This is a genomic window from Odoribacter sp. N15.MGS-14 (assembly GCF_000980245.1).
In the GTDB taxonomy this organism is placed as follows: Bacteria; Bacteroidota; Bacteroidia; order Bacteroidales; family Marinifilaceae; genus Odoribacter; species Odoribacter splanchnicus.
This window is the reverse complement of record NZ_LARE01000011.1, coordinates 99079-124882: the sequence shown is the minus strand read 5'-3', so window position 1 is coordinate 124882 and position 25804 is coordinate 99079. Positions and strand designations below refer to the sequence as shown.

Annotated in this window: 23 protein-coding genes and 1 tRNA gene; 14 read left to right on the top strand and 10 right to left on the bottom strand. The window is 41.3% G+C overall.

Going from position 1 to position 25804, the window contains the following annotated elements; translation table 11 throughout:
• Positions 1 to 142: 142 nt before the first annotated feature.
• Entirely contained in the window at positions 143 to 1285 is a 1143-nt protein-coding gene (locus tag WS34_RS04200; protein ID WP_046403364.1) for an iron-containing alcohol dehydrogenase, read from the bottom strand.
• Positions 1286 to 1390: 105 nt separating this feature from the next.
• On the opposite strand from WS34_RS04200, the gene WS34_RS04195 reads away from it, so the two are divergent.
• A complete protein-coding gene (locus WS34_RS04195) occupies positions 1391 to 1693 on the top strand; it encodes a GNAT family N-acetyltransferase (RefSeq protein WP_022160813.1) in 303 nt (100 codons plus the stop codon).
• Positions 1694 to 1770: 77 nt separating this feature from the next.
• On the opposite strand, the gene WS34_RS04190 is transcribed toward WS34_RS04195, so the two are convergent.
• Positions 1771 to 1842, bottom strand: a tRNA-Arg gene (locus WS34_RS04190).
• A gap of 96 nt (positions 1843 to 1938) precedes the next feature.
• On the opposite strand from WS34_RS04190, the gene dtd reads away from it, so the two are divergent.
• From dtd to WS34_RS04175, 3 genes are all read left to right on the top strand, one after another.
• Positions 1939 to 2391 (top strand): D-aminoacyl-tRNA deacylase, encoded by a 453-nt coding sequence (gene dtd / locus WS34_RS04185; RefSeq protein ID WP_046403315.1) that lies wholly within the window; start codon positions 1939 to 1941, stop codon positions 2389 to 2391.
• A gap of 12 nt (positions 2392 to 2403) precedes the next feature.
• The gene (locus tag WS34_RS04180) at positions 2404 to 2727 is read left to right on the top strand and encodes a nucleotide pyrophosphohydrolase (protein ID WP_013612841.1); all 324 of its coding nucleotides are present in this window, start codon (positions 2404 to 2406) and stop codon (positions 2725 to 2727) included.
• A gap of 129 nt (positions 2728 to 2856) precedes the next feature.
• Entirely contained in the window at positions 2857 to 5262 is a 2406-nt protein-coding gene (locus tag WS34_RS04175; protein ID WP_046403313.1) for an efflux RND transporter permease subunit, read from the top strand.
• Between the two features lie 38 nt (positions 5263 to 5300).
• Here the strand turns inward: WS34_RS04175 and deoC are convergent, their stop codons facing one another.
• Positions 5301 to 6176, bottom strand: a complete 876-nt coding sequence (gene deoC, locus WS34_RS04170; RefSeq protein ID WP_046403311.1) for a deoxyribose-phosphate aldolase — start codon at positions 6174 to 6176, stop codon at positions 5301 to 5303.
• A 37-nt stretch (positions 6177 to 6213) separates the two neighbouring features.
• Positions 6214 to 6564, bottom strand: a complete 351-nt coding sequence (locus WS34_RS04165) for an MmcQ/YjbR family DNA-binding protein (RefSeq protein WP_013612844.1) — start codon at positions 6562 to 6564, stop codon at positions 6214 to 6216.
• 188 nt (positions 6565 to 6752) lie between these two features.
• Here WS34_RS04165 and mutS point away from each other — a divergent pair, with 188 nt between their 5' ends.
• Positions 6753 to 9368 carry a DNA mismatch repair protein MutS gene (mutS, locus tag WS34_RS04155; RefSeq protein ID WP_046403310.1) on the top strand — a complete coding sequence of 872 codons (2616 nt, stop codon included), beginning with the start codon at positions 6753 to 6755 and terminating at the stop codon, positions 9366 to 9368.
• Positions 9369 to 9515: 147 nt separating this feature from the next.
• Here mutS and WS34_RS04150 read toward each other — a convergent pair whose 3' ends face one another.
• Together WS34_RS04150 and WS34_RS04145 are read right to left on the bottom strand one after the other, a co-directional pair.
• Positions 9516 to 10322, bottom strand: coding sequence for a peptidylprolyl isomerase (locus tag WS34_RS04150; RefSeq protein WP_022160817.1), 807 nt, complete (start codon positions 10320 to 10322; stop codon positions 9516 to 9518).
• A complete protein-coding gene (locus tag WS34_RS04145) occupies positions 10319 to 11119 on the bottom strand; it encodes a peptidylprolyl isomerase (protein WP_022160818.1) in 801 nt (266 codons plus the stop codon). Before WS34_RS04145 ends, WS34_RS04150 begins: the two co-directional genes overlap by 4 nt.
• Before the next feature lie 147 nt (positions 11120 to 11266).
• Here WS34_RS04145 and WS34_RS04140 point away from each other — a divergent pair, with 147 nt between their 5' ends.
• The gene (locus WS34_RS04140; RefSeq protein WP_013612857.1) at positions 11267 to 11701 is read left to right on the top strand and encodes an SPOR domain-containing protein; all 435 of its coding nucleotides are present in this window, start codon (positions 11267 to 11269) and stop codon (positions 11699 to 11701) included.
• A 1-nt stretch (position 11702) separates the two neighbouring features.
• On the opposite strand, the gene WS34_RS04135 is transcribed toward WS34_RS04140, so the two are convergent.
• The 4 genes from WS34_RS04135 to hemW all read right to left on the bottom strand — a co-directional run bounded on the left by WS34_RS04135 (position 11703) and on the right by hemW (position 16601).
• Positions 11703 to 12302 carry a hypothetical protein gene (locus WS34_RS04135; protein ID WP_022160819.1) on the bottom strand — a complete coding sequence of 200 codons (600 nt, stop codon included), beginning with the start codon at positions 12300 to 12302 and terminating at the stop codon, positions 11703 to 11705.
• Positions 12303 to 12317: 15 nt separating this feature from the next.
• Entirely contained in the window at positions 12318 to 13829 is a 1512-nt protein-coding gene (gene rpoN, locus WS34_RS04130) for an RNA polymerase factor sigma-54 (protein ID WP_046403308.1), read from the bottom strand.
• A gap of 64 nt (positions 13830 to 13893) precedes the next feature.
• Entirely contained in the window at positions 13894 to 15339 is a 1446-nt protein-coding gene (asnS, locus tag WS34_RS04125) for an asparagine--tRNA ligase (protein ID WP_041556852.1), read from the bottom strand.
• A 140-nt stretch (positions 15340 to 15479) separates the two neighbouring features.
• Entirely contained in the window at positions 15480 to 16601 is a 1122-nt protein-coding gene (gene hemW / locus WS34_RS04120) for a radical SAM family heme chaperone HemW (RefSeq protein ID WP_046403305.1), read from the bottom strand.
• A gap of 106 nt (positions 16602 to 16707) precedes the next feature.
• Here hemW and WS34_RS04115 point away from each other — a divergent pair, with 106 nt between their 5' ends.
• The 8 genes from WS34_RS04115 (at position 16708) to WS34_RS04080 (ending at position 25766) form a co-directional block, all read left to right on the top strand.
• Complete coding sequence (locus WS34_RS04115; protein WP_046403302.1) at positions 16708 to 18945, top strand: TonB-dependent receptor; 2238 nt, start codon at positions 16708 to 16710, stop codon at positions 18943 to 18945.
• The gene (locus tag WS34_RS04110) at positions 18946 to 19740 is read left to right on the top strand and encodes a DUF4249 family protein (protein ID WP_046403300.1); all 795 of its coding nucleotides are present in this window, start codon (positions 18946 to 18948) and stop codon (positions 19738 to 19740) included. It begins immediately after the preceding gene.
• 1090 nt (positions 19741 to 20830) lie between these two features.
• Positions 20831 to 21286: a 50S ribosomal protein L13 gene (gene rplM, locus WS34_RS04105; protein ID WP_013612864.1), complete on the top strand. Its 456-nt coding sequence runs from the start codon at positions 20831 to 20833 to the stop codon at positions 21284 to 21286.
• A gap of 6 nt (positions 21287 to 21292) precedes the next feature.
• The gene (gene rpsI / locus WS34_RS04100; RefSeq protein WP_013612865.1) at positions 21293 to 21679 is read left to right on the top strand and encodes a 30S ribosomal protein S9; all 387 of its coding nucleotides are present in this window, start codon (positions 21293 to 21295) and stop codon (positions 21677 to 21679) included.
• A gap of 93 nt (positions 21680 to 21772) precedes the next feature.
• On the top strand, positions 21773 to 22570 hold the full coding sequence (rpsB, locus tag WS34_RS04095) for a 30S ribosomal protein S2 (RefSeq protein WP_046403297.1): 798 nt from the start codon (positions 21773 to 21775) through the stop codon (positions 22568 to 22570).
• 16 nt (positions 22571 to 22586) lie between these two features.
• Positions 22587 to 23405: a translation elongation factor Ts gene (gene tsf / locus WS34_RS04090; RefSeq protein ID WP_022160839.1), complete on the top strand. Its 819-nt coding sequence runs from the start codon at positions 22587 to 22589 to the stop codon at positions 23403 to 23405.
• Positions 23406 to 23572: 167 nt separating this feature from the next.
• The gene (locus WS34_RS04085; RefSeq protein ID WP_229032300.1) at positions 23573 to 25123 is read left to right on the top strand and encodes an ArnT family glycosyltransferase; all 1551 of its coding nucleotides are present in this window, start codon (positions 23573 to 23575) and stop codon (positions 25121 to 25123) included.
• Positions 25124 to 25130: 7 nt separating this feature from the next.
• Positions 25131 to 25766 carry a lipid-A-disaccharide synthase N-terminal domain-containing protein gene (locus tag WS34_RS04080; RefSeq protein ID WP_013612869.1) on the top strand — a complete coding sequence of 212 codons (636 nt, stop codon included), beginning with the start codon at positions 25131 to 25133 and terminating at the stop codon, positions 25764 to 25766.
• Positions 25767 to 25804 lie beyond the last annotated feature (38 nt).

Genomic DNA, 25804 nt, shown 5'->3' with positions numbered 1-25804 from the left:
TAAATTAACAAAAGAAGCCGGAAATTCATCGGAAAGCCCGGAATTTTTACAACAACAGGATAATACCTCCATTAAAAAATATTTTTTACAAAAAAGTGCCCGGTAAACCGGACACCTTTTTATTCATACGATTACTGACGGATTATTTACAATTTTCGAGTATTTGTCCGGCAACCTCAGCCGTTACATCCCGATCTTCTCCAAAAGCGACCTGACGTTGCGTAAAACGCTTCTGAATCTCGAGAATTGTCTCTTCCCCGATTCCGGCATCCCCTAAGCGAGTAGGTAATCCGAGACTTTTGAAAAATTCTTCTGTTTTTTGAATCGCCTTATCAGCTCTTTCTTCATCGGTTCCTTGATCGATATGCCAGATCCGTTCGCCATATTGCACGAGTTTAGCCATTTTTTTCTGTTTCAATGTACGCCATAATCCCGGTAGGACGATAGCCAATGTTGCTCCATGAGTCAAACCATGTAAAGCCGTCAGTTCATGACCGATCATATGGGTGGCCCAATCCTGCCGTACTCCCATAGCAACAAAGCCATTGAGTCCCATTGTAGCACAAAGCATAAACTCGGACATCAGCTCATAATTATCCTGTTTACGAAGAACCTCGGGAGCGATCTCTATTAAAGTATGGACAATTCCTTCTGCCCATCTGTCCATGAGGCGGGATTGTCCCGGAGTGGTCATATATTGCTCCATGACGTGCACAAAAGTATCGGCGATTCCACAAGCGACCTGATAAGGAGGCAAAGTATAAGTAACCGTCGGATCAAGAATAGAAAAAACCGGATAATTAGAATAGAAAGGATATTTTTCGGCTGTTTCTTTCCGGGAGATCACAGCTCCGCTATTCATTTCCGAACCCGTAGCCGGCAAGGTCAGGACTGTTCCTAAAGGTAAAGTGTGCTTCTCACAACCTTTCAACACCAAATCCCAGGCATCGCCTTCATACAAAATACCGGCAGATATCAGCTTCGTACCGTCGATCACCGAACCACCGCCGACAGCCAATAAATAATCTACCTTTTTCTCTTTTCCCAATTCGATAGCCTTACGCAGCGTCTCGATCTTCGGGTTAGCCTCGATCCCCCAAAATTCCGTCACCTCAAATCCTTTTAAAGCTTCTTTTACCTGATCATAAACTCCGTTTTTACGAACACTTCCTCCTCCGAAAGTCACCAGTATACGCTTTCCGGCAGGTATTTCTTTCGCTAACTGTCCGATCATCCCTTTACCAAAAATCAGTTTGGTCGGATTTTGAAAAATAAAATTCTCCATAGTTTCTATATTATCGATTATCTGTTTTATTAAATCACTCTGACAAATATACCGAATATCCCACAATTAAAAAATATTTTATATCTTCGTAAAAACAAACAAACTATGGAAATCACACATCTTCCTGAAGACAATCTGTTTAAGACAGTCGTGGACGGCTACACGGCCTACGTCACTTATATCATCCGGGACGGCAAACTGGATATCCGTCATACCATCGTCCCCCCCGAAATCGGAGGCCGGGGGATCGCAGCTCAACTAGTAAAAGCAACTTATGATTATGCCCTGCAACATCACCTCCAGCCTATCGCCACTTGCTCCTATGCTGTCGTTTGGCTGCAAAGGCATCCGGAATATCACGGCCACCCCGGAAAAGATTACGGAGGATGCAGCAGTTGTGCTCTGTAATCGCAAATGAATTTTCATAGAATTCAAAATTCCAACAAAACAAAAAGAACCGGGTTCTTCCGATTCTCTCTGTTTTGTAGCCGAGCCGGGAATCGAACCCGAATCTAAAGTTTAGGAAACTTCCGTTCTATCCATTGAACTACTCAGCCAATTTTCAAGTGCAAAAGTAAGAAATTAATTTCTAATTTCCACGTTTTCCAATTTCCAAATAGTTATTATACCTTTGCTCCACAAATAAAACAGGTATGAAAGTAGTTATACAACGGGTTATTCAAGCCAGTGTCACTATTCAGCAACAGCTACATGCTTCTATAGGACGGGGAATGATGATTCTCGTGGGGATTCAAGCGGACGATCATGAAGAAGATATTGAATGGCTAAGCAGTAAAATCTGTAACTTACGGATTTTTGACGATGAAAACGGAGTAATGAATCGTTCTATTCTGGAGACAGCAGGGGAAGTTTTAGCAGTCAGTCAGTTCACTCTAATGGCTCGTACCAAAAAAGGTAACCGCCCCTCGTACATCGACGCAGCTAAACCGGAAATCTCCGTTCCTTTGTATGAGAAATTCGTTCAATCGCTTCAGAAAGAGTTACAAAAGGAAATCAAAACCGGCGTATTCGGAGCCGACATGCAAGTCGGGCTAATTAACGATGGCCCGGTAACGATTATAATCGATTCCAAAAACAGACTATAAACCGAGTACTTTATGGAGTTAAAAGAGTTACAGGAAAAAGTGGACGAATGGATAAAATCTTATGGGGTTCGTTATTTTAATGAATTGACCAATATGACTATCCTAACGGAGGAAGTCGGAGAATTAGCCCGTGTCATGGCCCGAAAATATGGAGAACAATCTTTCAAAGAAGGGGAAAAAGATAACCTGGCAGATGAGATGGCAGATATATTATGGGTATTGACCTGTTTAGCAAATCAAACCGGAGTAGATCTCACCGAAGCGATGGAAATTAATTTTGCAAAAAAAACGGCAAGAGATCTAAAAAGGCATAAAAACAATCCGAAAATACAATAAGCTTTCACATATTCTTGTTAAATTTGTCCGTTAATGATTTATGGCGGAATCTCAGTATTGTGGTAAGAATTGACTTTTCGGCATTCGTAATAAATATATACCTATTGAAGATTTCATTTAAATTTCACTATGTGGACTAAGATTGCAGGGATTATTCTTCGAAATCGGATTGCTTTTATAGCCGGAGTATTACTCGGAACCATTTTCATGGGATTTCAAGCCAGAAAAATTCAAATGTCCTATGAAAGTGCAGATTTGCTCCCCAAAACAGACAGTGCCTATCTCGACTATACCCGTTTCAGAGAAACTTTCGGGCAAGAGGGGAATGTTATGGTTTTTGCCATTCAGGATTCCGGTTTCTATCAACTGAACAAGACCAACGACTGGATTCAGATGGGCAATGATATCAAAGCCCTTCAGGGAGTCAATGCCTTGATGTCTATCACACATACATTTAATTTACAGAAAAATACCGATCTCAAAAAATTCGAAGTTCTTCCTATTTTTCCTTCTCACATCGAAACACAGGCAGAGCTCGACAGTCTGGCTTATGTGGCCGAACATCTCCCTTTTTATGACGGTATGCTTATCAACCGCGACAAGCATACCTACAATATGATGATCACCGTATCCGCCGAGGTAATGAATTCTCCGGCACGGGTAAAACTAGTACAGGACGTACTGGAAATCACCAAACGTTTTACTGAAAAATATCACCTGAAAATGCATTATTCCGGGATGCCTTATATCCGGGTAATCAATGCCGAAAATATCAAAGGCGAAATGTATATGTTCATTGCCCTATCGCTTTTGATCACAGCTATTATTCTCTATCTGTTTTTCAGGTCTTTCCGGATTGTAGGCTTCTGTGTCGGGATCATCGGGATCAACGTAATCTGGGCCATCGGTTTTATGGCTATGATGGGCATCAAGATTACCTTATTGACTGCCATGTTACCGCCTTTGCTCATAGTAATCGGTATCCCCAACTGTGTCTACATGGTCAATAAATATCATGCCGAATATGTAAGGCACGGCAACAAAATCAAAGCTTTGCAGCGAATGATCCAAAAAGTCGGAAATGCATCCTTACTTTCCAACCTGACGACAGCTGCGGGATTTGCTACTTTCATCATCACTTCGAGCCAAATTCTTGTAGACTTCGGTCTCATCGCTTTTATCAGTATCTCTACCGTATTTTTTATCTGTCTGATTCTGATACCCAGTGTTTTCAGTTATTTACCCGTCCCCGATACCAAACAAACCAAACATCTTTATAATCCTTTTATCAACAAAGTGATCGATAAACTGATCTACTTGGTGATCAATCGCCGGCATACCATTTATTATATAACAATTGTGCTCGTTATTGCGGGAATATTCGGAATCACTTTGATGAAAACCACCGGTTATATGGTGGACGATTTGAAAGAAACCGATCCCATCCGCCAAGATCTGTCTTTCTTCGAGTCGAACTTCGACGGATTGATGCCCTTAGAGGTAACCCTGGATTTCGGAAAACCGAACCAGGTATTCAAATTAAGCAATCTAGAGAAATTGGACCGGTTAAATACCGAACTATCACAAGATCCGGATCTTTCACGGGCGTTATCGGTAGTCGAAGCGGCCAAATTTGCCAACCAGGCTTATTATAACGGCAAAGCTTCTTATTACAAACTCCCCAGTAACATGACCAAAAATTTCATTATGAAATACGTCATGGAATCGACAGGAGGTATGAATGCCATGGCCAATTCCTTTGTCGATTCAACCATGCAAAAAGTAAGAATGAATTTCCGGGTGAAAGATATCGGAACCAAAAAAATGGAAGCTAAAGAAGATTCTCTGTATAAAAAGATAGAAACGATATTCCCGAGAGATAAACATGATATATCGGTTACCGGTTCGAGTGTTATTTTTTTCAAGGGTAACCAATACCTGATCAAAAACCTGTTTTCTTCATTGGCTTTAGCCATCGTCCTGATTGCAGGATTCATGGCCTGGATGTTTAAAAGTAAAAGAATGGTACTGATTGCTTTAGTACCCAATGTCATTCCTCAGATCATCACGGCTGCCGTAATGGGATATTTCGGTATTCCTATAAAGGCATCCACCATTCTCGTATTCAGTGTCGCTTTCGGAATTTCTGTCGACAATACCATTCACTATCTGGCTAAATACCGTCAGGAACTACAGGCTACCAATTGGAGTATCCGTTCTTCGGTAGTCCTGGCGTTAAAAGAGACCGGTCAAAGTATGATTTATACATCTATCATCTTATTATTCGGATTCGGTATCTTCTGCCTGTCTAGTTTCGGCGGGACTTTCGCTTTAGGATTGTTAACCTCTATCACGCTGTTCGCCGCCATGCTGGCTAATTTAATCCTGCTTCCTTCTTTACTATTGACCATGGAGCACAGCATCAGTAAACGTACTTTCCGGGCAGAGCCACTTCTTCAGATTTACAATGAAGAAGAAGACATCGATGAAGATAAGCTGGAAATAGAACATGAAGATAAAGAAAAACAGGACTGAGTATTTACTTAGTCCTGTTTTCCTGTTTACACAGTATCTTACTTTATCATCTGCAAAGCTTTGATTTCCTTCACAATATCGTCCATTAATTGAGAAGCCCCGATCCGGAAATAATAAGGAGTCAGCCATTCACATCCCAGAACATGATTTACGATAGTCAGATATCGGATGGCATTCTGAGCTTTCGACACTCCTCCGGCTACTTTCAACCCGACCCTTTTTCCGGTTTGGGCATAATATTGCCGGATTGCTTCACACATCACATAAACCGACTCCGGTGTTGCATTCACAGGGACTTTTCCGGTAGAGGTTTTGATAAAATCAGCTCCTGCATACGCAGCGATTAACGAAGCATTGAAAATACTTTCCAAGTCTTTCAGTTCGCCGGTTTCCAAAATGACCTTTAACCGGACATTTTCACAAACTTTCCGGATAGCCTTCAATTCGCGATATACTTTTTCATAATTTTTTTCCAGAATATCCCCGACCGAGATGACAACATCGACTTCTTGTGCCCCTGCACCGATCGCCATTTTACATTCAGCCAATTTTATTTCGGTAAATGTCTGGGAATTAGGAAAATTTCCCGCCACTACTGCCGTCTGAATCTCCGTTCCTTTCAATCCCTCCCGAACAATTCCGGCATAATTAGAAAATACACACACAGCAGCGACATCCCGCAAATTAAACTTCTTCAGTTTTTTCAGCAAATCAGCAGTAAAATTCTTTACTGATTCTTCGGTATCTGAAACTTTCAAGGTTGTGTAATCCATACAAGAAACACAAAATTCCAGATTTTCAATACAATAAGCCTGCTTAATCTCTTTTTCTACAACACCATCCAGTTCGAACTGAATTTTTTCGTCCAGGCTGACACAATTGTACGTTGCTAAAATTTCTGATATACCATCCATTATCTTGTTGTTTATTTATCTTATTAAAAGAGGACAATCATACCTCCAAAAGCTTCCGATCGCTTTTGGATAGTTTCGATAACACTAACCGATATGAATTTCCTATCCAGATTCTGAGCATATTATCGCTTACCGAACCATCTATTAGTACGGTATTCCAATATCTTTTGTTCATATGATACCCAGGAAGCACAGCAGGAAATCGTTCCCGCAATTCAATAGCCTCTTCCGGATCACATTTCAGGTTCATTTTTAACTCGCCTTCATCCATCGGAGCAAAACAAAACATCTTCCCACCTACTTTGAAAACCAGTACATCACCCCATAAAATTTCAGTTGTCACAAACTTCAAACTCTGGCAATATTCAGTCAGTTCCTCTATATTCATGGACACAAAATTACATAATGTTTACGAGCTTTTAAACTTTTCTCCCCGAAAATATTTATCTTTGAATGCCGTTTATAAGTACAAGTCAGCAGTCAGAATTAAGTCATTATTTTGTGCAGATAATGAAAGGTTTACACTATTGATACAAAACAAAATAAAATATCCAGCAATCAAAAAACAACATAAATATGGCCAAAAAAGAAGGTAACGAAACCCCGTTAATGCAACAATATTATGCTACTAAAGCTAAATATCCGGATGCCATTCTATTGTACCGGATGGGAGACTTTTATGAAACATTCGGGGCAGATGCTATCACCACTTCCAGAATCTTGGGTATTACCTTAACCAAACGTTCCAGCGGTTCTCCAGGTACAGTAGAATTAGCCGGTTTTCCTTATCACGCGATCGACACTTATTTACCGAAACTTGTCCGTGCAGGACAGCGGGTAGCTATCTGTGAACAGCTGGAAGATCCTAAGAAAACAAAATTCCTGGTAAAAAGAGGGGTGATCGAATTGGTCACTCCCGGAGCTTGTTACAGCGAATATTCCACCGACACGAAAAGTAACATCTTCCTGGCCTCGGTCTATTTCAACAAAACCGAAGCCGGATTATCTTTATTGGATTTGTCCACAGGTGAATTTCTGACTACCGAAGGTTCGCATGCTACGATCGATAAATTACTGAATAGTTTTCAACCGAAAGAAGTCATCTATCCCCGGGGGCAGGAAGCCCGTTTTCATGAACTTTTCGGTAATAAATTCTATATCTATCCCATCGAAGAATGGTTTTTCGACCGGGACGCAGCCAGCGAACGCCTGGAGAAACATTTCGAAGTCAATTCTCTGAAAGGTTTCGGTATCGAACATATGAACTGCGGTATTTCCTCCGCCGGTGCCATATTGAATTACCTGGAGATGACCAAACACGATATGATTTCTCATATCACCTCTATTTCCCGGATCGACGAATCGCACTGTGTCCTGCTCGATAAGTTCACTCTTCGTAATCTGGAATTACTACATTCTGCTTACGAAGAAGGACGGTCCCTAGTGGATATTATCGACCGGACAATCACACCTATGGGAGGACGGACGCTAAGAAGATGGATTTGTATGCCTTTGAAATCTCCCGAAGAAATCAATCAGCGACTGGATATCGTCGATCATTTTATCCGGCAGGAAGACCAACGGTTACAGGCAGAAAACTTTCTGGAAAGCATCGGCGATCTGGAACGGCTCGCTTCAAAGATCGGCGTAGGCCGGATCACTCCCCGGGAAATGAATCAGTTGAAAATTGCCCTATCCTGCATCGCGCCGTTGAAAGATCTTTGCCAGCAGAGTGAATCGGCCGTTATGAAAAAAATGACAGAACCCCTGAATCCTTGCACGGAATTATTCGAAAAGATCAAATTTCAACTTCAGGAAAACGCTCCTCATCAGGTCAACAAAGGAGGAGTAATCGCTACGGGAGTAAATGCCGAACTGGACGAACTTCGTAATATCTCAAGCAACGGCAAAGAACTGTTGCTTCAAATGCAACAACGGGAGATAGAAGCAACCGGAATCCCCTCTTTGAAAATCGGATTCAATAATGTCTTCGGATACTATATCGAAGTAACCAAAGCCCATAAAGACAAAGCACCGGCCAACTGGATCCGCAAACAAACCCTGGTCAACGGGGAACGTTACATTACCCCCGAGCTCAAAGAATATGAAGATAAGATCCTGGGAGCAGAAGACCGGATTTTAGCCATAGAAACAGAACTGTATAACAATTTGCTGCAAGAAGCTGCCGGTTACATCCGCCCTCTGCAAGAGGATGCCAAGATTATCTCAGCATTGGATGTACTTATTTCTTTTGCCGAGATATCGATAGCCAATAATTACCACCGGCCGGAGATCAACGATTCGGATGTACTGGACATAAAAGCAGGACGTCACCCGGTCATCGAAAAACAATTGCCCCCGGGTGAGGAATACATCAGTAACGACGTACTGCTGGACAATAAAAAACAACAGATTATCATCATTACCGGCCCGAATATGGCCGGTAAATCGGCTCTCCTCCGGCAAACTGCCCTGATCGTGATTATGGCCCAAGCCGGCTGTTTCGTACCGGCAGCCAGCGCCAAAATCGGTTATGTCGACAAAATTTTTACCCGGGTTGGAGCTTCCGATAATATTTCCCAAGGTGAATCCACTTTTATGGTCGAAATGAATGAAGCTGCTAATATTCTCAACAATATATCCGACCGGAGCCTGGTGTTATTCGACGAATTAGGACGAGGTACTTCGACTTACGACGGGATTTCGATTGCCTGGGCGATCGTCGAATATCTGCACGAACATCCGAAATATCATGCCAAAACGCTCTTTGCCACCCATTATCACGAACTGAACGAAATGGAGCATTCTTTTAAAAAAATAAAAAACTATAATGTATCGGTAAAAGAAGTCGCACACAAAGTTATTTTTTTGCGTAAGCTGGTTAAAGGAGGTTCGAACCACTCGTTCGGTATCCAGGTTGGAAAAATGGCCGGTCTCCCTCAATCTGTTATCAAACGGGCCGATGAAATCCTGAAACAACTGGAAAACGACCGGGATAAAAATGGCACGATCCAAAAGAATGTCGAAAGTATCGCTTCAGCACGTGAAGGCCTCCAATTAAGCTTTTTCCAGTTGGACGATCCGGTTCTTTCGCAAATACGTGACGAAATCGCAGGCCTGGATATCAACGGTCTGACTCCGCTCGAAGCCCTGAACAAACTGAGTGAAATCAAGAAAATCATTTTAGGATAAAATAAATCCCAGAAATATCAGCACTTTTAGTAAATCCGATCGGCAACCTTCAAGACTGGAATAATTTCAACCGAAAGATTCAGGTTTGCCGACCGGATTTACCTTTATACGAAAAGTCTGTATTTCGACTTTTAAATAAAATCTTCTTTATTTCCTTTTCAACTTGGTTCCTAAAATAATCACATCTTCTTTAGGACGATCGTTCGAATCGGTTGCGACAAGCGCTATTTTCTCAAGAACATCCATTCCCTCCACAATCTCTCCGAATACAGTATAGTCTCCATCCAGAAAGGGGGTTCCCCCCACCGATTTGTACATTTCCCTTGTTTCCGGTGACATTTTATAAGGATTTTCGGCATATTGCTTTTCTATCTCCTCATTGACGTACCGTAGCAAACTATCTGCTTTTTGATATTGTCCTGTCTTTTTATACCGTTGAAATTCTTCCTGTAAGGGTTTAAATAACCGATCCCCCAACTGATTTTTCGCCGCCAGCCATTTTCTTTTTTCTATCTGGTCCAGCTCCTGATCCGTATATGTCTTCCCCTGAACCAGATAAAACTGTTCCCCCGACGATCTTTTCTCCGGATTGACCTCGTCTCCCTGACGTGCAGCAGCCAAAGCACCTTTGAAATGACGATACTCCGGACGAATCTCGGCCTCGATGGTATATCCCGGATTTGACATTCCTACTGCCGTTTCTTTCGGAGCATGCCGTGAATCGGAAGAACCGCCCTGAATCATAAAATCCCCGATCACCCGATGAAATAAAAGACTATCGTAATGATGCGCTTTCACCAATTTCAAAAAATTCTCACTATGCCGGGGTGTATTTTCGTACAACCTGATTTTGATATTTCCTAAATTCGTGCTTATCTCTACCAATTTATATTTTTTAGCCCCGTATGACAAGGCCGATACGCACAACAACACGAACAAACAAACCGTTCTCATTCCTCTTCTATTTTTAGAATCACAACATCCCTCAAGGGGCGGCAATTATCGTCCGTCTCTTGTTCGGCAATAGAATCGACAATTTCCATTCCCTCGATCACTTCACCGAAAACAGTATATTCCCCGTCTAAATGGGGACTTCCCCCGATGGTCGTATAGGCTGCCCGCTGTTCCCCGGTAAGTTTCAACTTCACCTGATCGAATAAAAGACGGGTCGTATCGGATAGCTTTTCGTTCAACTGCATCAACTTCTCATAATCATTTGCTAGTTGATACTTCAGGATTTCTCCTTCACAAGCTTGTTGTAAACGATTAAAAAGGGCGGTATAGCGCTTGTTATTGATTTTCTCTATTTCTTCATCGATGATATCGGGAGTAAAAATTCTTCCCTGCACGATATAAAAATGCGATCCGCTGGAGCTCCGTTCCGGATTGATATTATCGGCTTCACGGGCCGCTGCCAGTACCCCTCTTTTATGGAAATATTTCGGGACAATCTCTGCTTTCAATGTGTATCCGATATCGTTAGCTCCCAAGACCATCCCCGGACGTGCCGATTTCGAATCCGGATCACCGGTCTGAATCATAAAATCCTTTATTACCCGATGAAAAAGCATACCGTTATAATAGCCTTCGCGGATTAATTTCAGGATATTATCACGATGTAATACCGTCTCATCATACAATTTCAACCGGATATTTCCCAAAGAAGTCTCCATGCGGATAACCGTTTCCTTTTTCCGCTCACAAGCTCCGAGCAGCAGGCTTAACACCAGGATAAAAACAATTCTTTTCATAAACTACAACCATTAGGACCGAATGATACCTTTCTTGTCAGCAAAATTAATTTATCTCGGCATAAACTAACCTATTTTTTACTAAATTTGTGACGAAATATCGTTTTCCGGTTCAAACCTGTATATTTGCGACAAAATTCTTTGACAATGAAATTTACACTGCTATTTCTATTACTTAGTTTTTTGATTTACGGTTGTAAAAATAAAGAACTGCCGGCCAAGTACCTGAGTACGATTACTGTTGTCCGCGAAACAGGAGGCAACCACAACATACGGCAAACCGGCGAGGAAGCTACTTCACCTTCCCATGCTACGCCAATACTTCCCCAGCAAGCTAATACCCATAGTGGTACCAGATATCATATTATCGTGGGGAGTTTCAGCTCTGCAGAAAAAAAACGGGCGGAACAGCTTGTCGAAAAATTAAAAGCCCAGGATTATCCGGCCACATTGATCAGTTCTTCCCAAAGATATCGTGTCAGCATAGAAAGTTTCCCAACAGAAAACGAAGCGAATGCAGCCCGGGATGAATACCGGAAAATCACCGACCGGCAAGATATTTGGGTTCACAAAGTCAACTGACCTATAAAAGGATTCCAAATACAAAAAACAAACCGAACAAAAAACCCAGATAAACCTGCAAAGGAGTGTGTTTTTTCAGATACAAACGAGAAGTTGCCAATATACCGGACAAAAGCAAAAATAAAATAAAAGCATTACGCACGTCCCCCTGATAGTTCATCCCCCAGACCAGCAGAAAACCACATAATCCACCGATAGCCGTCATATGCATACTGATCTTCCACCGGAAAGTAATCACTGAAAAAGTGGACAACAAAATAATCAACACCAGGTATAGCTGCCTTACGATATTTGTATAACCGATACGTCCCAACAGCCAAAAACCTAAAAAGGCAAAGGCCACAGCCACCAATATCGGATATACCCTTTCTTGTTTATCGTTCAACTCATAACTGCGGATCAACCTGAAATACTTAAACAAAGGCAAACTGATAACGGGCATGATCAAAAGAGCGAATACGGTCACCAGATAACAATACAGTTTTACCCCCCAGGGAATATACGCAAACAAAGTGTTACTATTGAAGATAAAAAAAAGAATATACAAAGGCATCAGCATCGGATGCAAAACATAAGATATTGTTTGAGCTATATATTTCATCGATAGAGGTTGAGTTTATATTTCACGTCTTAATCGGGCCACCGGAATATCGAGCATTTGCCTGTATTTGGCAACCGTCCTCCGGGCTATCTGATAACCGGCCTTCTCCATCAAAATCACTAATTCGTCATCTGTCAGCGGTTTTTTCTTGTCTTCATCATCGACCAATTTTTTCAACATATTCTTCAATTCACCTGTACTTACCTCCTCACCACTTGTCGTTTGCATACTGCCAGTAAAAAAATCCTTTAAAGCATATATTCCAAACCACGTCTGAACGTATTTTGAATTGGAAACCCGTGATATCGTTGAAACATCCAATCCGGTAATATCAGCTATATCTTTTAGAATCATCGGTTTCAACATCGTTTCATCACCGGTCAGGAAAAATTGTTTCTGAAACTGTACGATAGCGGTCATGGTCAGCATCAGGGTGTTGTTTCGTTGTTGTACAGCATCTATAAACGATCTGGCAGAATTCAACTTATACTTTACAAACGACACGACATCTTTCTTATTCTTAGGAGACTGGTCTTTCTGATACTGTTCAAGAATATTCAGATAAGCTTTATTGATTTTCAATTCGGGAATATCCCCTGAATTTAAACTCAGCTGCAATTCTCCATCTACCAAATCGAGCATAAAATCCGGAATAATCTTTTCGGCCTGTTGTCCGTAAGAAAAATCGGCGACTGTCCCCCCGGGCTTGGGATTCAATTTCAAAATTTCGTCTATGGCCTGTTTCAGTTCTGTATCGCTCAATCGTAGTTTCCGGGATATTTTTTCGTAATGTTTACGTGAAAACTCTTCGAAACATTCTTCCAAAATTGCTTTGGCATCCTGCAACAGTTTGTGCTCCGGATTTTCGTTCAATTTATGTTGAATCTGCAATAACAGACATTCTTTCAAATCACGGGCCCCCACTCCTGCCGGTTCGAACTCCTGAATAATCTTCAGCAAGCGAAAAACCTCTTCCTCAGAGACCTCGATCCCTGCACCGAAAGCCAGATCATCGACAATATTCTCGATATCCCGCCTTAAATAACCGTCCTCATCGATGTTTCCGATGATATATTCAGTGATGCGCCGCTCCAGATCGCCCAACGGACGTGTCCCTAATTGTGCGATCAGACTTTCCCGGAACGAGGAAGCCTGAGAGAATACAAAATCACGTGTCTCCTCGTCTTTAGAAGCGTTGGAAGAATTCAAACGGTAATCAGGTGTATCGTCATCATCTGTCATGTAATCCTCTAAAGAAAAATCATCGTCACCTCTCAAATCATTTTCCTCTTCGCTTTCATCTTCCTGATAATCATCCTCAAACTCCTCTCCCGAATCGGTGGCAGTTTCCTCGTTTACATCCGTTTCTCCTTTTTCTTCCACCTCCTCCAACAAAGGATTTTGCTCCAATTCTTCTTTTATCCGCTGCTCCAATTGATACGTAGGAAGCTCCAACAGTTTAATCAACTGTATTTGAAGAGGATTAATCTTCAATCCTAATTTCTGTTGTAAACTTTGTTTGAGCACGTTTTCTATTCTCTCATTGAAAATATACCAATGTAAAAATTACATTGGTATACCGAATTAATTTTTAAAACTCTGCATTCTTAGGTGTACGCGGGAAAGGAATCACATCCCGAATATTTCCCATACCGGTTACGAATAACAATAAGCGTTCGAATCCTAAGCCGAACCCACTATGAACAGCCGATCCGAAACGACGTGTATCCAAATAATAGGACATGCTCTCTTCGGAAATCCCCACTTCGTTCATCCGGGCTACCAATTTATCATAGTTCTCTTCACGCTGTGACCCTCCGATAATCTCACCGATCTGCGGGAACAACACATCCATGGCTGCAACCGTTTTTCCGTCCGGATTTTGCTTCATATAGAAAGCTTTGATTTCTTTGGGATAGCCTGTCAGAATCACCGGTTTTTTAAAGTGTTTTTCTACCAGATAACGTTCGTGTTCACTTTGCAAATCGACACCCCAGCCATCCACCGGATACTGGAATTTTCCATTCTTATTGGGCTTACTATTTTTCAGAATCTCGATCGCCTCTGTATAAGTCACTCTTTCGAAAGAATGAGTCAGCACAAAATTCAACTTCTCGATCAATTCCATAGAACGTTCTTCTGCTTTCTTATTCTTTTCTTCCTCCTGCTGACGGGCACTCAGGAATTTCAGATCATCCATACAATTGTCCAAAGCATAACGGATCAGGTATTTCAGAAAATCTTCCGCCAAGTCCATATTATCGTCCAGATCGTAAAAAGCCGCCTCCGGTTCGATCATCCAGAATTCCGACAAATGCCGGGTCGTATTTGAATTTTCAGCCCGGAAAGTGGGTCCGAAAGTATAGATTTTTCCCAAAGCCATAGCTCCAAGCTCTCCTTCCAATTGTCCACTCACCGTCAGATTGGTTGCTTTACCAAAAAAATCCTGTCTGAAATCGACTTCTCCCTCTTCTGTCAAAGGCGGATTTTTAGGATCCAGTGTCGTTACCCGAAACATCTCGCCGGCACCTTCACAATCGGAAGCCGTAATCAGCGGAGTATGCAAATAAAAGAACCCGTGCTGATCGAAATATTGATGGATAGCAAACGCCATAGCATGACGAATCCGGAAAATAGCCCCGAACATATTGGTGCGAAAACGCAGATGGGCATGGTCTCTCAAAAATTCCAGACTATGCTTTTTAGGTTGTATCGGATATTTTTCAGGATCGGCTTCCCCTAATACGTCCAATTCATGAGCCTGAATTTCATGCGATTGTCCGCTTCCCTCACTCTTCACCAACAATCCTTTCACATGAATCGCAGCTCCTGTGGTGACTTTTTTCATCAACTCCTCTGAAATATTATTCATGTCAACCACAATCTGGATATTATTTATGGTAGAGCCATCATTCAAAGCGATAAAATTCACTTGCTTATTACCTCGCTTGGTTCTCACCCAACCACTGATTTCCACTTCTTTGTCGCAATCTCCAGATTGCAATAACTCTTTGATTGACAATTTTTTTGTGCTCATCTCGTTTAATTTACACATGAATCGTTTAACATTCTCTTCCGCCTCTTCAAGACACGGATTTGCAAAGATAACAAATTCAGACAAAAATAAAGTTCTCCTGCTTAAAACTTTATTCAATACCTTCAAAGAAAATCTCCTAATCAAACGACGAATAAATCACTGAACACATCGTCCGAAACCAACCATCCTTTTTCTGTCAGCCTGATCCGGCCGTTTTGACAAACCACCGACCCGTTTTCGAGAAAAGGGGCTAGTTTCGGACGAACGGTCTTCGAAAAGTCAGGAAACTGTAATTGCATCTTTTCTTCCTGAATCCCCCACATCGTCCTCAGGTTGGTCATGATATATTCGTTAAATTTATCTTTATCCGTCAAAATCTCTTTTTCAAAGCTTAACCTATCATTAGCTAAATTATCGATATAAGATTTTAGATGAGCTACATTCCATTGACGGGAATTCAGATCGAAAGAATGTGCAGCCGGACCAAAGCCCACATATTTCTGTTGTTGCCAATAGGAGGTGTTATGTAGGGAATATTTAGAGTTTTTAGCGAAATTAGAAATTTCATAATGCTCGAAACCAATTGATTTCAAGTAATCGGAAACCCACAAATATTGATCAGCCAGTTCATCGTCGGTTTGAGGCTGAAATCGACCTTTCTGCATCAATTTTTCAAAGACTGTATTTGAATCGATGCTTAATAAATAAACCGATAAATGTGTTATAGGTAAATGATTTACGATTTCCAGATCGTGTTGCAAATGCAGTCTCGTATACCCCGGTAATCCAAGTATCAAATCTATCCCTATATTTTCAAATCCCGAATCAGCAGCCCACTCCACGGACCGGAGGGCATCCTGAGCCGTATGTGTCCGGTTTATCCGTTTCAGAACCTCATCGTTAAACGATTGGATACCGATACTCAACCGATTAAACCCCAAGGCTCTCCACCCCTTCAGTTTATCCCGGGTAATATCTTCAGGGTTTGCTTCGATAGTGCGTTCAGCTACGCAGTTCAATGCGAAATTCATTTCGAGTGTCGTAACGATATCGGTCAATTCATCCATACTCAACCATGAGGGAGTACCTCCCCCAAAATAAAGTGTCTTTACTTCCGATGTACCCAAATAATCTTTACGCAATTGTATTTCGTGTCCTAATGCAGCTATGTAGGCTTTTTTCAGCTGAGTAGAAGCAACCGAATAGAAACCACAATAATAACACTTACTCCGGCAAAAAGGGATATGTACATAAATGCCCATAGCGATTTTTTGAAATTTCGATACAAAGCTAAGAACAAAATCCGGAACCAACAGAGTGCAGTCTTCATCTTTTTACTACATTTGTAAGGATTGTTGATAGCTTCTTATGCATAAATTCTTATTTATCATCGGTTTGTTCTTCCCAGGAATTGTTTTCTCCCAGACTCTTATCGTCGGGCGGGTAATCATCCATGACGGGACTCCGGTAAGCGGCGTCAATGTCTGGTGCCCCGAACAAAACAAGGGTACTTCTTCCGATTCCACAGGCTATTTTGAGTTAGCCTGTGAAGTTCCCTGTACGCTGGAATTTTCACATGTGAATTACAAAAAAGAAAGCTATACTTTGAAAGACTCCCGGAGTCCATTTATCGTCATTCTGAGAAATAAATTCAACAACCTAAGGGAAGTTGTCGTTACCGGCCGATCAACTCCCGGACGCCTCTATTCCTCGAAAGAAGGTATAGAAATGATTCCGGCCATTCTGGGCGAACAAGACATTTTAAAATACCTGGCCACAACTCCGGGCATTATTACCACCAATGCACTCGATCCGGGGATTTATGTCCGGGGAAGCAACAGTTGCGAAAATGGTTTCCTCACCCATGATATGGAAATCGCCAGTCCGGATCATCTTACCGGAATCCTCTCTACTTTCGATCCTTTTATCCTGAATAATTCGACAGTCTATAAAAGCGGTTTTCCGGCAGTTTACAACAGTTACTTATCCTCTTACATCAATATGAGGCCGGATCCCGGAAACAAACAAAAATACGAGGGAGAAATCACTTTAGGCCTTGTCTCTTCTGCCCTGAAAATAAAAGGTCCGTTAGTAAGAGATCATACCTCTTTTGCCGCTTCATTCCGTACGTCCTATTTACAAACCATCGCCCGCTTATATAACAAATCGGTAAAAGACCAGAAACAACAAAATTTTATGCCCGAATATGCTTTCAACGATGCCACTGTCAGTATAGATTCCAAACTTTCCAACCGTTGGCGGGTCACTGCTTTCGGGTTATTTACGATCGACGGTCTAAGTATGAAGTTAAATGAAAATGTAAATTATGACTTTAACTGGCACACTTTTTCAGGCAATGCAGGTGCTTGGTATACCCCTGCAAACGGTGATATCCTGCATTTCCGATTAGGGGTAAAATCTGCTTTCAGTGAAGGAGATGCCGAAGGTACGATTCCTATGGGAGGTGGTAACCGGAATTATTCCATCATTGCACGGATCATGTATACCCATTCTTTTCTGGACAAGTTTCAATGGAATATCGGAGGAAAATTCGAACAAGCCCGTTTTGAAACAGCCAATAGGCCCGATGCAGAAGAAAACATACTCATCCGCAGTTCTGATAAAAAATTCAATATCTATGAAATATATTCAGATATATCCTATCAAATAAATAATTACTTTACCTGTTATGCCGGTTTAAATTTTCAATATTACAACGGAAATTTAAAAAACTTCTGTGTTTCTCCCCGGGCAAAAATCAGCTTTTCAAAAAACAGATTCACTTTCTGGGCCGACTATGCCCAAACGGCACAATATTTAAGCCTTTATCCCTACTTTACTGTAAAAACTCCGGTAGACATCTGGTATCCTCTCGAAAAAAACATGAAACCCGCGCTTTGCCATCAATATTCGATCGGAGCAGAACAGGAAATCCAGGGAGGTTTGACTTTATATGCGGGTATTTTTTATAAAAAAATGAAACATGTCAAAGATTTCTCCTCAGGGTTGTCTACTAAATACACTGCTTTGACCGACAATATGATTACCGGCAGCGGACATGCCCGGGGGGTTGAATTCAATCTAGCCCTGGAGCATAGAAAGATCAGTGCCCGGTTTAACTATACCCTCTCGGAATCCAAACGTAAATTTGCTGAAATCAATAACGGAAAATCCTTTTTCCCTCCTTATGATGTCAAACACAATGTTGTGGTCAATACCTCCTACGATATCAGTACACGACTCACTTTTAATAGTTTATGGACATTTTCTTCAGGAGTTTATACCACTTTCCCTGTCGGAGTTGCTGTCGCTCATAATATTAGCAGTAGCCAAAACAAACCGATCCTTGTGCCGGTTTATACAGACCGTTACAATTACAAACTTCCCAACAATCATCGTCTGGACTTAAGCCTCGATTATACGATCCCTTATAAATATGCAAGTTTAAAATTAAGTATCGGAGCCTATAATGTTTACAATCAATCGAATCCCTCTTTTGTCTATTTTAAAGCTGAACAAACAGCAACCAATCATACAAAATTTATTCCAAAATCTAAAGTCATGTTGCCGTTTATACCGTATATTTCGTTTAAAATAAAATTATAAATGAAACACCGATACTATCCGATATTACTGCTGTATTTTTTCCAGGTAGCATGTATGCCTGAAGAAGATCTCCCTATCCGTCATACCGGGGAAACTCCGGAGTATTTTATCGAGTGTTATTGTCAACCCGGCCGGCCGTTCGCTTTATCGGCAACGAGTGTGCTTCCGGTATCCGAAGATCTGCAAATCGACTTTTCAAAAGAAATGAAAGTGACCATTCATGCAGACAAAGCCATTTCACTGATACATACTTTATACACTCTCCCCGGTTCCGAGTTTATATACAATTATGGAAGCCCGGAAAAATTTGAAGTCCGCTATATCGATTCTTTATTCCTCGATATTACTACGATCGATAACAAATCGATCACAGCTTCGACCTCCATCCCTCCGGCAGTATCTATCTATAATTGCCAGGTAGCAGGAAATGAAGCGATCATTCGTTTTTATATTTCGGAAAAAGCCGATGAAAACTATTACATTTATACAGCAGAAGCTGTCCATGCAGATTCGATTCTCAACAAAGAAGTATGTTATCTGGATTATAGTGAATTCCAACAGGAAGGCCTTACTGAAAAGTCCGTTATCCTTCCGGATATCGGACAGGCAGAGGAAATTATTTTCACGCTGAAACGAATTACGAAAGCTAATTACGATTACCAGGTATCCCTAAATGCAGCAAATACAGCCAATCAGAGCAGTATCACGACCCCTGTCCCTTTAAAAGGTAACCTGCAGGGAGCTCTGGGTATTTTTACTTGTTATACGGAAGACAAACAAACGGTTCCACTATAAGCTATCAGTCCCCTATGCTATATATATTTTTGACAGTTATATACATATTTACACGTTATAAACGTAGAATTATTTTGTTACTTGTTCGTCTTCGGTATTCGTGTTCGGGGACCCGGTCGCTTCTGTCGGTCGTCTACCTTTTTCTTTCACTGACCGGCGGAACTCCTCGCAGGCTCGTCAGACACCACCGGTCGGGCGTTCAGAAAAAGCAAGACGACACCCGACAGAGCTCCAATGGTCCCCGAACACGAACACCTCCGACTTACGTTATCACTGCATAGGAAACGAACTATGACCTGAAAAGTATAAACTTCTATCAAACAGCTGTTTTTCTGAACTCTTACCTTCGGAATTAATTCAGTAATCGGTATTTTATAGGAATAATCCGGTCAGGTAACCCAGGTATCCATACTCCGGTCAGGGTGGCCTGCCCTTTCATTCAATGAAACTTTCCTTCTTTGCCCTGTCGTGCTGACGGAAGATGCAGGGTTTTATGCCGGAAGACCATTGGAGCAGGAACGAGGGTCCGGTTAGGTTTTCCGAACGCCCGACCGGTGGTGTCTGACGAGCCTGCGAGGAGTTCCGCCGGTCAGTGAAGGAAAGCCTTAACGGACCGTTCCAGGCGAACCGGTCTGATGGCACAAAACCCGGAATCGGAATAGAAAGAAAAAATAAACCTACATTTAGTGTAAACATGTATATAAAATCAGGCTATTTCAAATCGAACTTCCCTATATCGTTTTTAACGATGATGCAGGAAATCCGGTTAATTTGCCTCTAACGAACCTGCTCAATGTGACTTATGTCAAAGCCGAACGTTATCTGATCCTTCATTACGAATAATTCACAAAATCTATTTTATAGACAAAACTCTTTGATTATAAATAATCTTTGATTAAATTTGCCCCTCATTTTGGAGTGGTGCACACTTTTAAACTGCAAGGTTGAACCTTAGCCATTTACCTTGCAGGCACATTTTCAGTGAATGGGATTTTGGCCTGCCCGACTATGCGTTTTTCCCATTCTCCGTTAATTGCAAGGGTTTGCCGCGCCAAAAAACAAACAGATGTATCATTAAAAATTAAAAAAAGTGGATCAAGTAAGTTACAAAACAACTTATGTCAACAAAGTCACCGCACAAAAAGAGTGGGTTATTGTTGACGCAGAGAATCAGGTTTTGGGACGTCTTGCTTCTAAAGTTGCGAAACTGTTAAGAGGCAAATACAAACCGTCCTTTACTCCGTTTGAAGATTGTGGCGACAACGTCATCATCATCAACGCAGAAAAAGTAGTGTTAACCGGTAATAAGTTAACCGACAAATTGTACACTCGTCACACCGGATATCCCGGAGGCCAGCGTCACACCTCTCCGGCAGCAGTATTGAAAGTACATCCGGAAAGAGTAATCGAACACGCCGTTCGTGGTATGCTTCCTAAAAACCGTCTGGGAAGAGCAGTTTTGAAAAACCTTCACCTGTATGCAGGCACCGAACACAAACACGAAGCTCAACAGCCGAAGGTAATTGATTTAAACTCTTTAAATTAACAGATCATGGAAGTAATTAACGCAATCGGTAGAAGAAAAGCAGCAGTAGCTCGCGTTTACGTCAGTGAAGGAAAAGGCAATATCACCATCAACAAACGTCCGTTGGAAGAATATTTTACCTTACCTACACTCCAGTACATTGTTAAACAACCTCTCGAACTGCTGGGAGTTACCGGTCAATATGACATCAAGGTAAATCTGGACGGTGGTGGTTTCAAAGGCCAGGCAGAAGCCCTGCGTCTGGGTATCGCCAGAGCTCTGGTTGAAATCAATGCAGAAGACAAACCTAAATTAAGGGCAGCAGGTTTCATGACACGTGATCCTCGCGAAGTTGAACGTAAGAAACCGGGTCGGCCCAAAGCACGTAAGAGATTCCAGTTCTCTAAACGTTAATCTCAGTTTAGTATCTAAATTGACAGGACTCCTTCAGTGGGACTACCTGGCAATTGCTTAAATGAAGAATGTAAACTTTTTAAAAACACAAAAATGTCAAATACGAATTTCGACGAATTATTAAATGCAGGTTGTCACTTCGGACACCTCACCCGTAAATGGAATCCTAAAATGGCTCCTTATATTTTTATGGAGCGTAATGGTATCCATATCATTGACCTGAACAAAACAGCTATCATGCTGGACAAAGCTTCTGCAGCACTGAAACAGATCGCTAAGTCAGGCCGTAAAATTCTGTTTGTTGCAACAAAGAAACAGGCTAAGGACATTGTTGCTGAGAAAATTTCTAATATTAATATGCCTTATGTGACTGAAAGATGGCCGGGTGGTATGTTGACCAACTTCCCGACAATCCGTAAGGCAGTGAAGAAAATGACCACCATCGATAAGATGGAGAAAGACGGTACTTTCGACCACCTTTCAAAACGGGAAAAACTTCAGATCGCTCGTCAGCGGGCAAAACTCGACAAGAACTTAGGAAGTATTGCCGATCTGACCCGTCTGCCAGCAGCTCTTTTCGTTGTGGATGTAATGAAGGAATATATTGCAGTGAAAGAAGCTAAAAGTCTCGGTATTCCAGTATTTGCAATGGTAGACACCAACTCTGATCCGAGTTGTATTGATTTCGTCATTCCGTGTAATGACGATGCTTCTACTTCTATCAGTTTAGTTATCGACCGGGTAGCCGATGCTATCAAAGAAGGTTTGTCAGAACGTAAAGCTGAAAAAGACAAAGAAGGCACCGAAAAAAAACCGGCAGCTAAGAAAGTAGAAAAAGTAGCTGAAGGCGAAGCTGAAGAAGTTGCAGAAGAAGCAACAGAAGAACAATAATCAAAAAATTACAAACATGGAAATAAAAGCAGCTGATGTAATGAAGTTGCGTCATGCAACTAATGCCGGAATGATGGACTGTAAGAAAGCACTTCAGGAAGCTGAAGGAGATTTCGATAAAGCAGTAGACATCATCCGTAAAAGAGGCCTGATTGTTGCTAGCAAACGTGCAGACCGCGAAGCTAAAGAAGGCTGTGTTTTGGCTCACGCAGAAGGGAAGAAAGGGGTTTTGGTAAGCCTTAATTGTGAAACCGACTTCGTAGCTAAAAATGAAAACTTCATCAATTTCACCAAACAAATTCTGGATGCAGCTTTTGAGAATATGCCTGCTGATAAAGATGCTCTTTTGGCATTACAAATCGGTGGCCGTTCTATCGCAGATCAGATTTCAGAACAAACCGGTGTGATCGGTGAAAAACTGGAATTAGCTTATTATGGCAAAATCGAAGCCGAAGCTACTATCGCTTATATTCACCCGGGTAATAAATTGGCTACTGTGATCGGTTTCAACAAAGATGCCGATACCCAAGTGAAAAAAGACATAGCGATGCAGGCTGCTGCAATGGCACCGATCGCTGTCGACAAAAACGACGTTCCTCAGGAAGTGATCGCTCACGAACTGGAAATCGGACGTGATAAAGCACGTGAAGAAGGAAAACCTGAAAACATGCTCGATAAAATCGCTGAAGGCCGTCTGAACAAATTTTATCAGGAGTCTACCCTGTTGAATCAGGCTTTTGTAAAAGATGCTAAACAAACGATCAAAGCTTATTTAGCAAGTCAGGACAAAGATCTGACCGTAACCGGATTTATTCGTTTTACACTGAACGATTGATCCGAACCCAATACAATAAGAGAGCCTTAGAAATAAGGCTCTTTTTTATTACCTCCGCCAAGCATAAATTTTTTTATTCCTTTATAGCCGAAAATGAAAATGAAACCTGCAACTTCAGGTAACCGAATTCATTTTTATACGTACGAAATATCTATAAAGGAAAAATGATGAAAATAACCAGATATTTACTTTTCTTTGCGTGCTTTATACCTCTCTTGTATTTCAGGGATTTTACTCCCAATAATGAATTGAAATATCTGAGTATTGCAGATGAAGCTCTCCGCGAAGGCCATTGGTTCACCTTTTGGAATCATGGCGCCCTATATGCCGACAAACCTCCTCTTTACCTCTGGATTGTCATGCTAGGTAAGTGGCTACTCGGTACACATTCGATGTTTTTCCTGGGATTGTTTTCCCTGATCCCGGCCTTGTGGATCCTGTTCATCATGGATAAATGGGTAAACACAGCCTTACCCTCCGACCTCAGGTTAAGCAGCCAATTCATGCTTCTGACGAGCGGTTTATTTACAGGCTCGGCCATTGTGCTACGCATGGATATGCTGATGTCTTTATTTATCATTCTAAGCCTGTATACTTTTTACCGCATCTATACCGGCCGATGTTCTCCTGCTGACCCGATCAAACTACCGATTTATATCTTTCTGGCCATTTTCACTAAAGGTCCGGTAGGTTTGATCATTCCTCTATTGACCATTCCGGCTTTTTTATTGGTAAAAAAACAATTCAAAACCATCGGTAAATATTTAGGTTGGAAACAATGGAGCATATTAATCGGGCTTTGCAGCTTGTGGTTTATTGCTGTATATCTCGAAGGGGGAAAAACCTATCTGAACAACCTGCTTTTCCACCAGACCATCAACAGGGCCGTCGATTCCTTCCATCACAAAGAACCTTTCTGGTATTATCTGAAAACGATCTGGTATTCACTCGCTCCCTGGACCCTATTTTACGTTGTCGTTCTCCTCATCGGGATACGCAAACACCTTTACAATAACGATATAAAACAATTATTCCTGACCATCCTTCTTACCGGTTTCGTGGTACTTTCTTTTTCAAGTGCCAAACTGGATATTTATCTTTTACCCCTATTCCCCTTTATGGCTTATTTGGCTTTCCTATTACTCCCCGAAATAGCACTCCCCAAAATCTATTTTACTATCGTTCTACCTGCAGCTGTACTCGTATTCGTTTTTCCGGCTTTATTCTTCCTCCCAGCCTTTCTCTCCCTGCCTTGGTTAGAAAGCTCTTATTTCTATTTCGCCGCCTTCCTGCTGTCTTCGTCGGCTATTCTGTGCTTATATTATCTTTACAAAAATAGATTCACTAATGCGACGAATAGTCTTTCTGTCGGTTTGCTCTTGTCTATTCTCATTGGATCGGTGAACATTTCCGAATTAAATAAATACATCGGTTTGAAAAATATTACTCAAAAAGCGACAAGAATAGCCCAAGAAGATGGTATAAAAAATTACTATTTCTACAAACTTCGAAGTGGAAAGAATTTAGATTCTTACCTAAATAAACAAATTAATGAAGTAGATCTACCCACTATAGATAGTCTATCAGGAAAACAAAATTTTATTCTATTCGTAAATAGAAACACACTCAAAAAAGAAAGTAAATTATATAATTTTTCAAATAATAATGAGTCATATACAATTGGAGATTACAGTATTATAATTTTCCAACAAAACTAAAAATTCAATGATATACGCACTCGGTTTTTTAGCACAAATTTGCTTCTCTGCCCGCTTACTTATTCAGTGGATTATATCTGAAAAAGAAAAGCAGGTAGTATCCCCTACTCTGTTCTGGTTATTAAGCTTATTAGGTTCATACTTACTTTTCTTTTACGGTTGGTTGCGAAATGACTTTGCCATAATTTTAGGACAACTTATATCCTACTACATCTACATTTGGAATTTGAACATGAAAAACAGCTGGCAAAAGATTCCGGTACTCATCCGCTACATTCTCCTCATAACCCCGATCGTAGCCATCGGATATATGTTAGCAGAGGTAAAAGGGTTCATCAATCAATTTTTCTACAATGAAAACATTCCTTTCGGCCTGCTTCTCTGGGGGTCTTTAGGGCAGATTATTTTCACTCTTCGCTTCGTCTACCAGTGGGTTTATTCGCGTAGGCACCATGACTCCATTTTACCGATGGGATTTTGGTTGATCAGTCTCAGCGGATCGTTGATTATCGTATCCTATGCCTTGGTGAGGCACGACCCAGTTTTAATTTTAGGCCAGTCGACGGGATTAGTCGTCTATTGCAGGGATATCTGGATTCTTTATAAAAATAAAAAACAAAATCCTGACCGGATCGAAGCTTAGAGCAAATTTCAGTTCTGTTTTAAATAGTATTCGCAGGA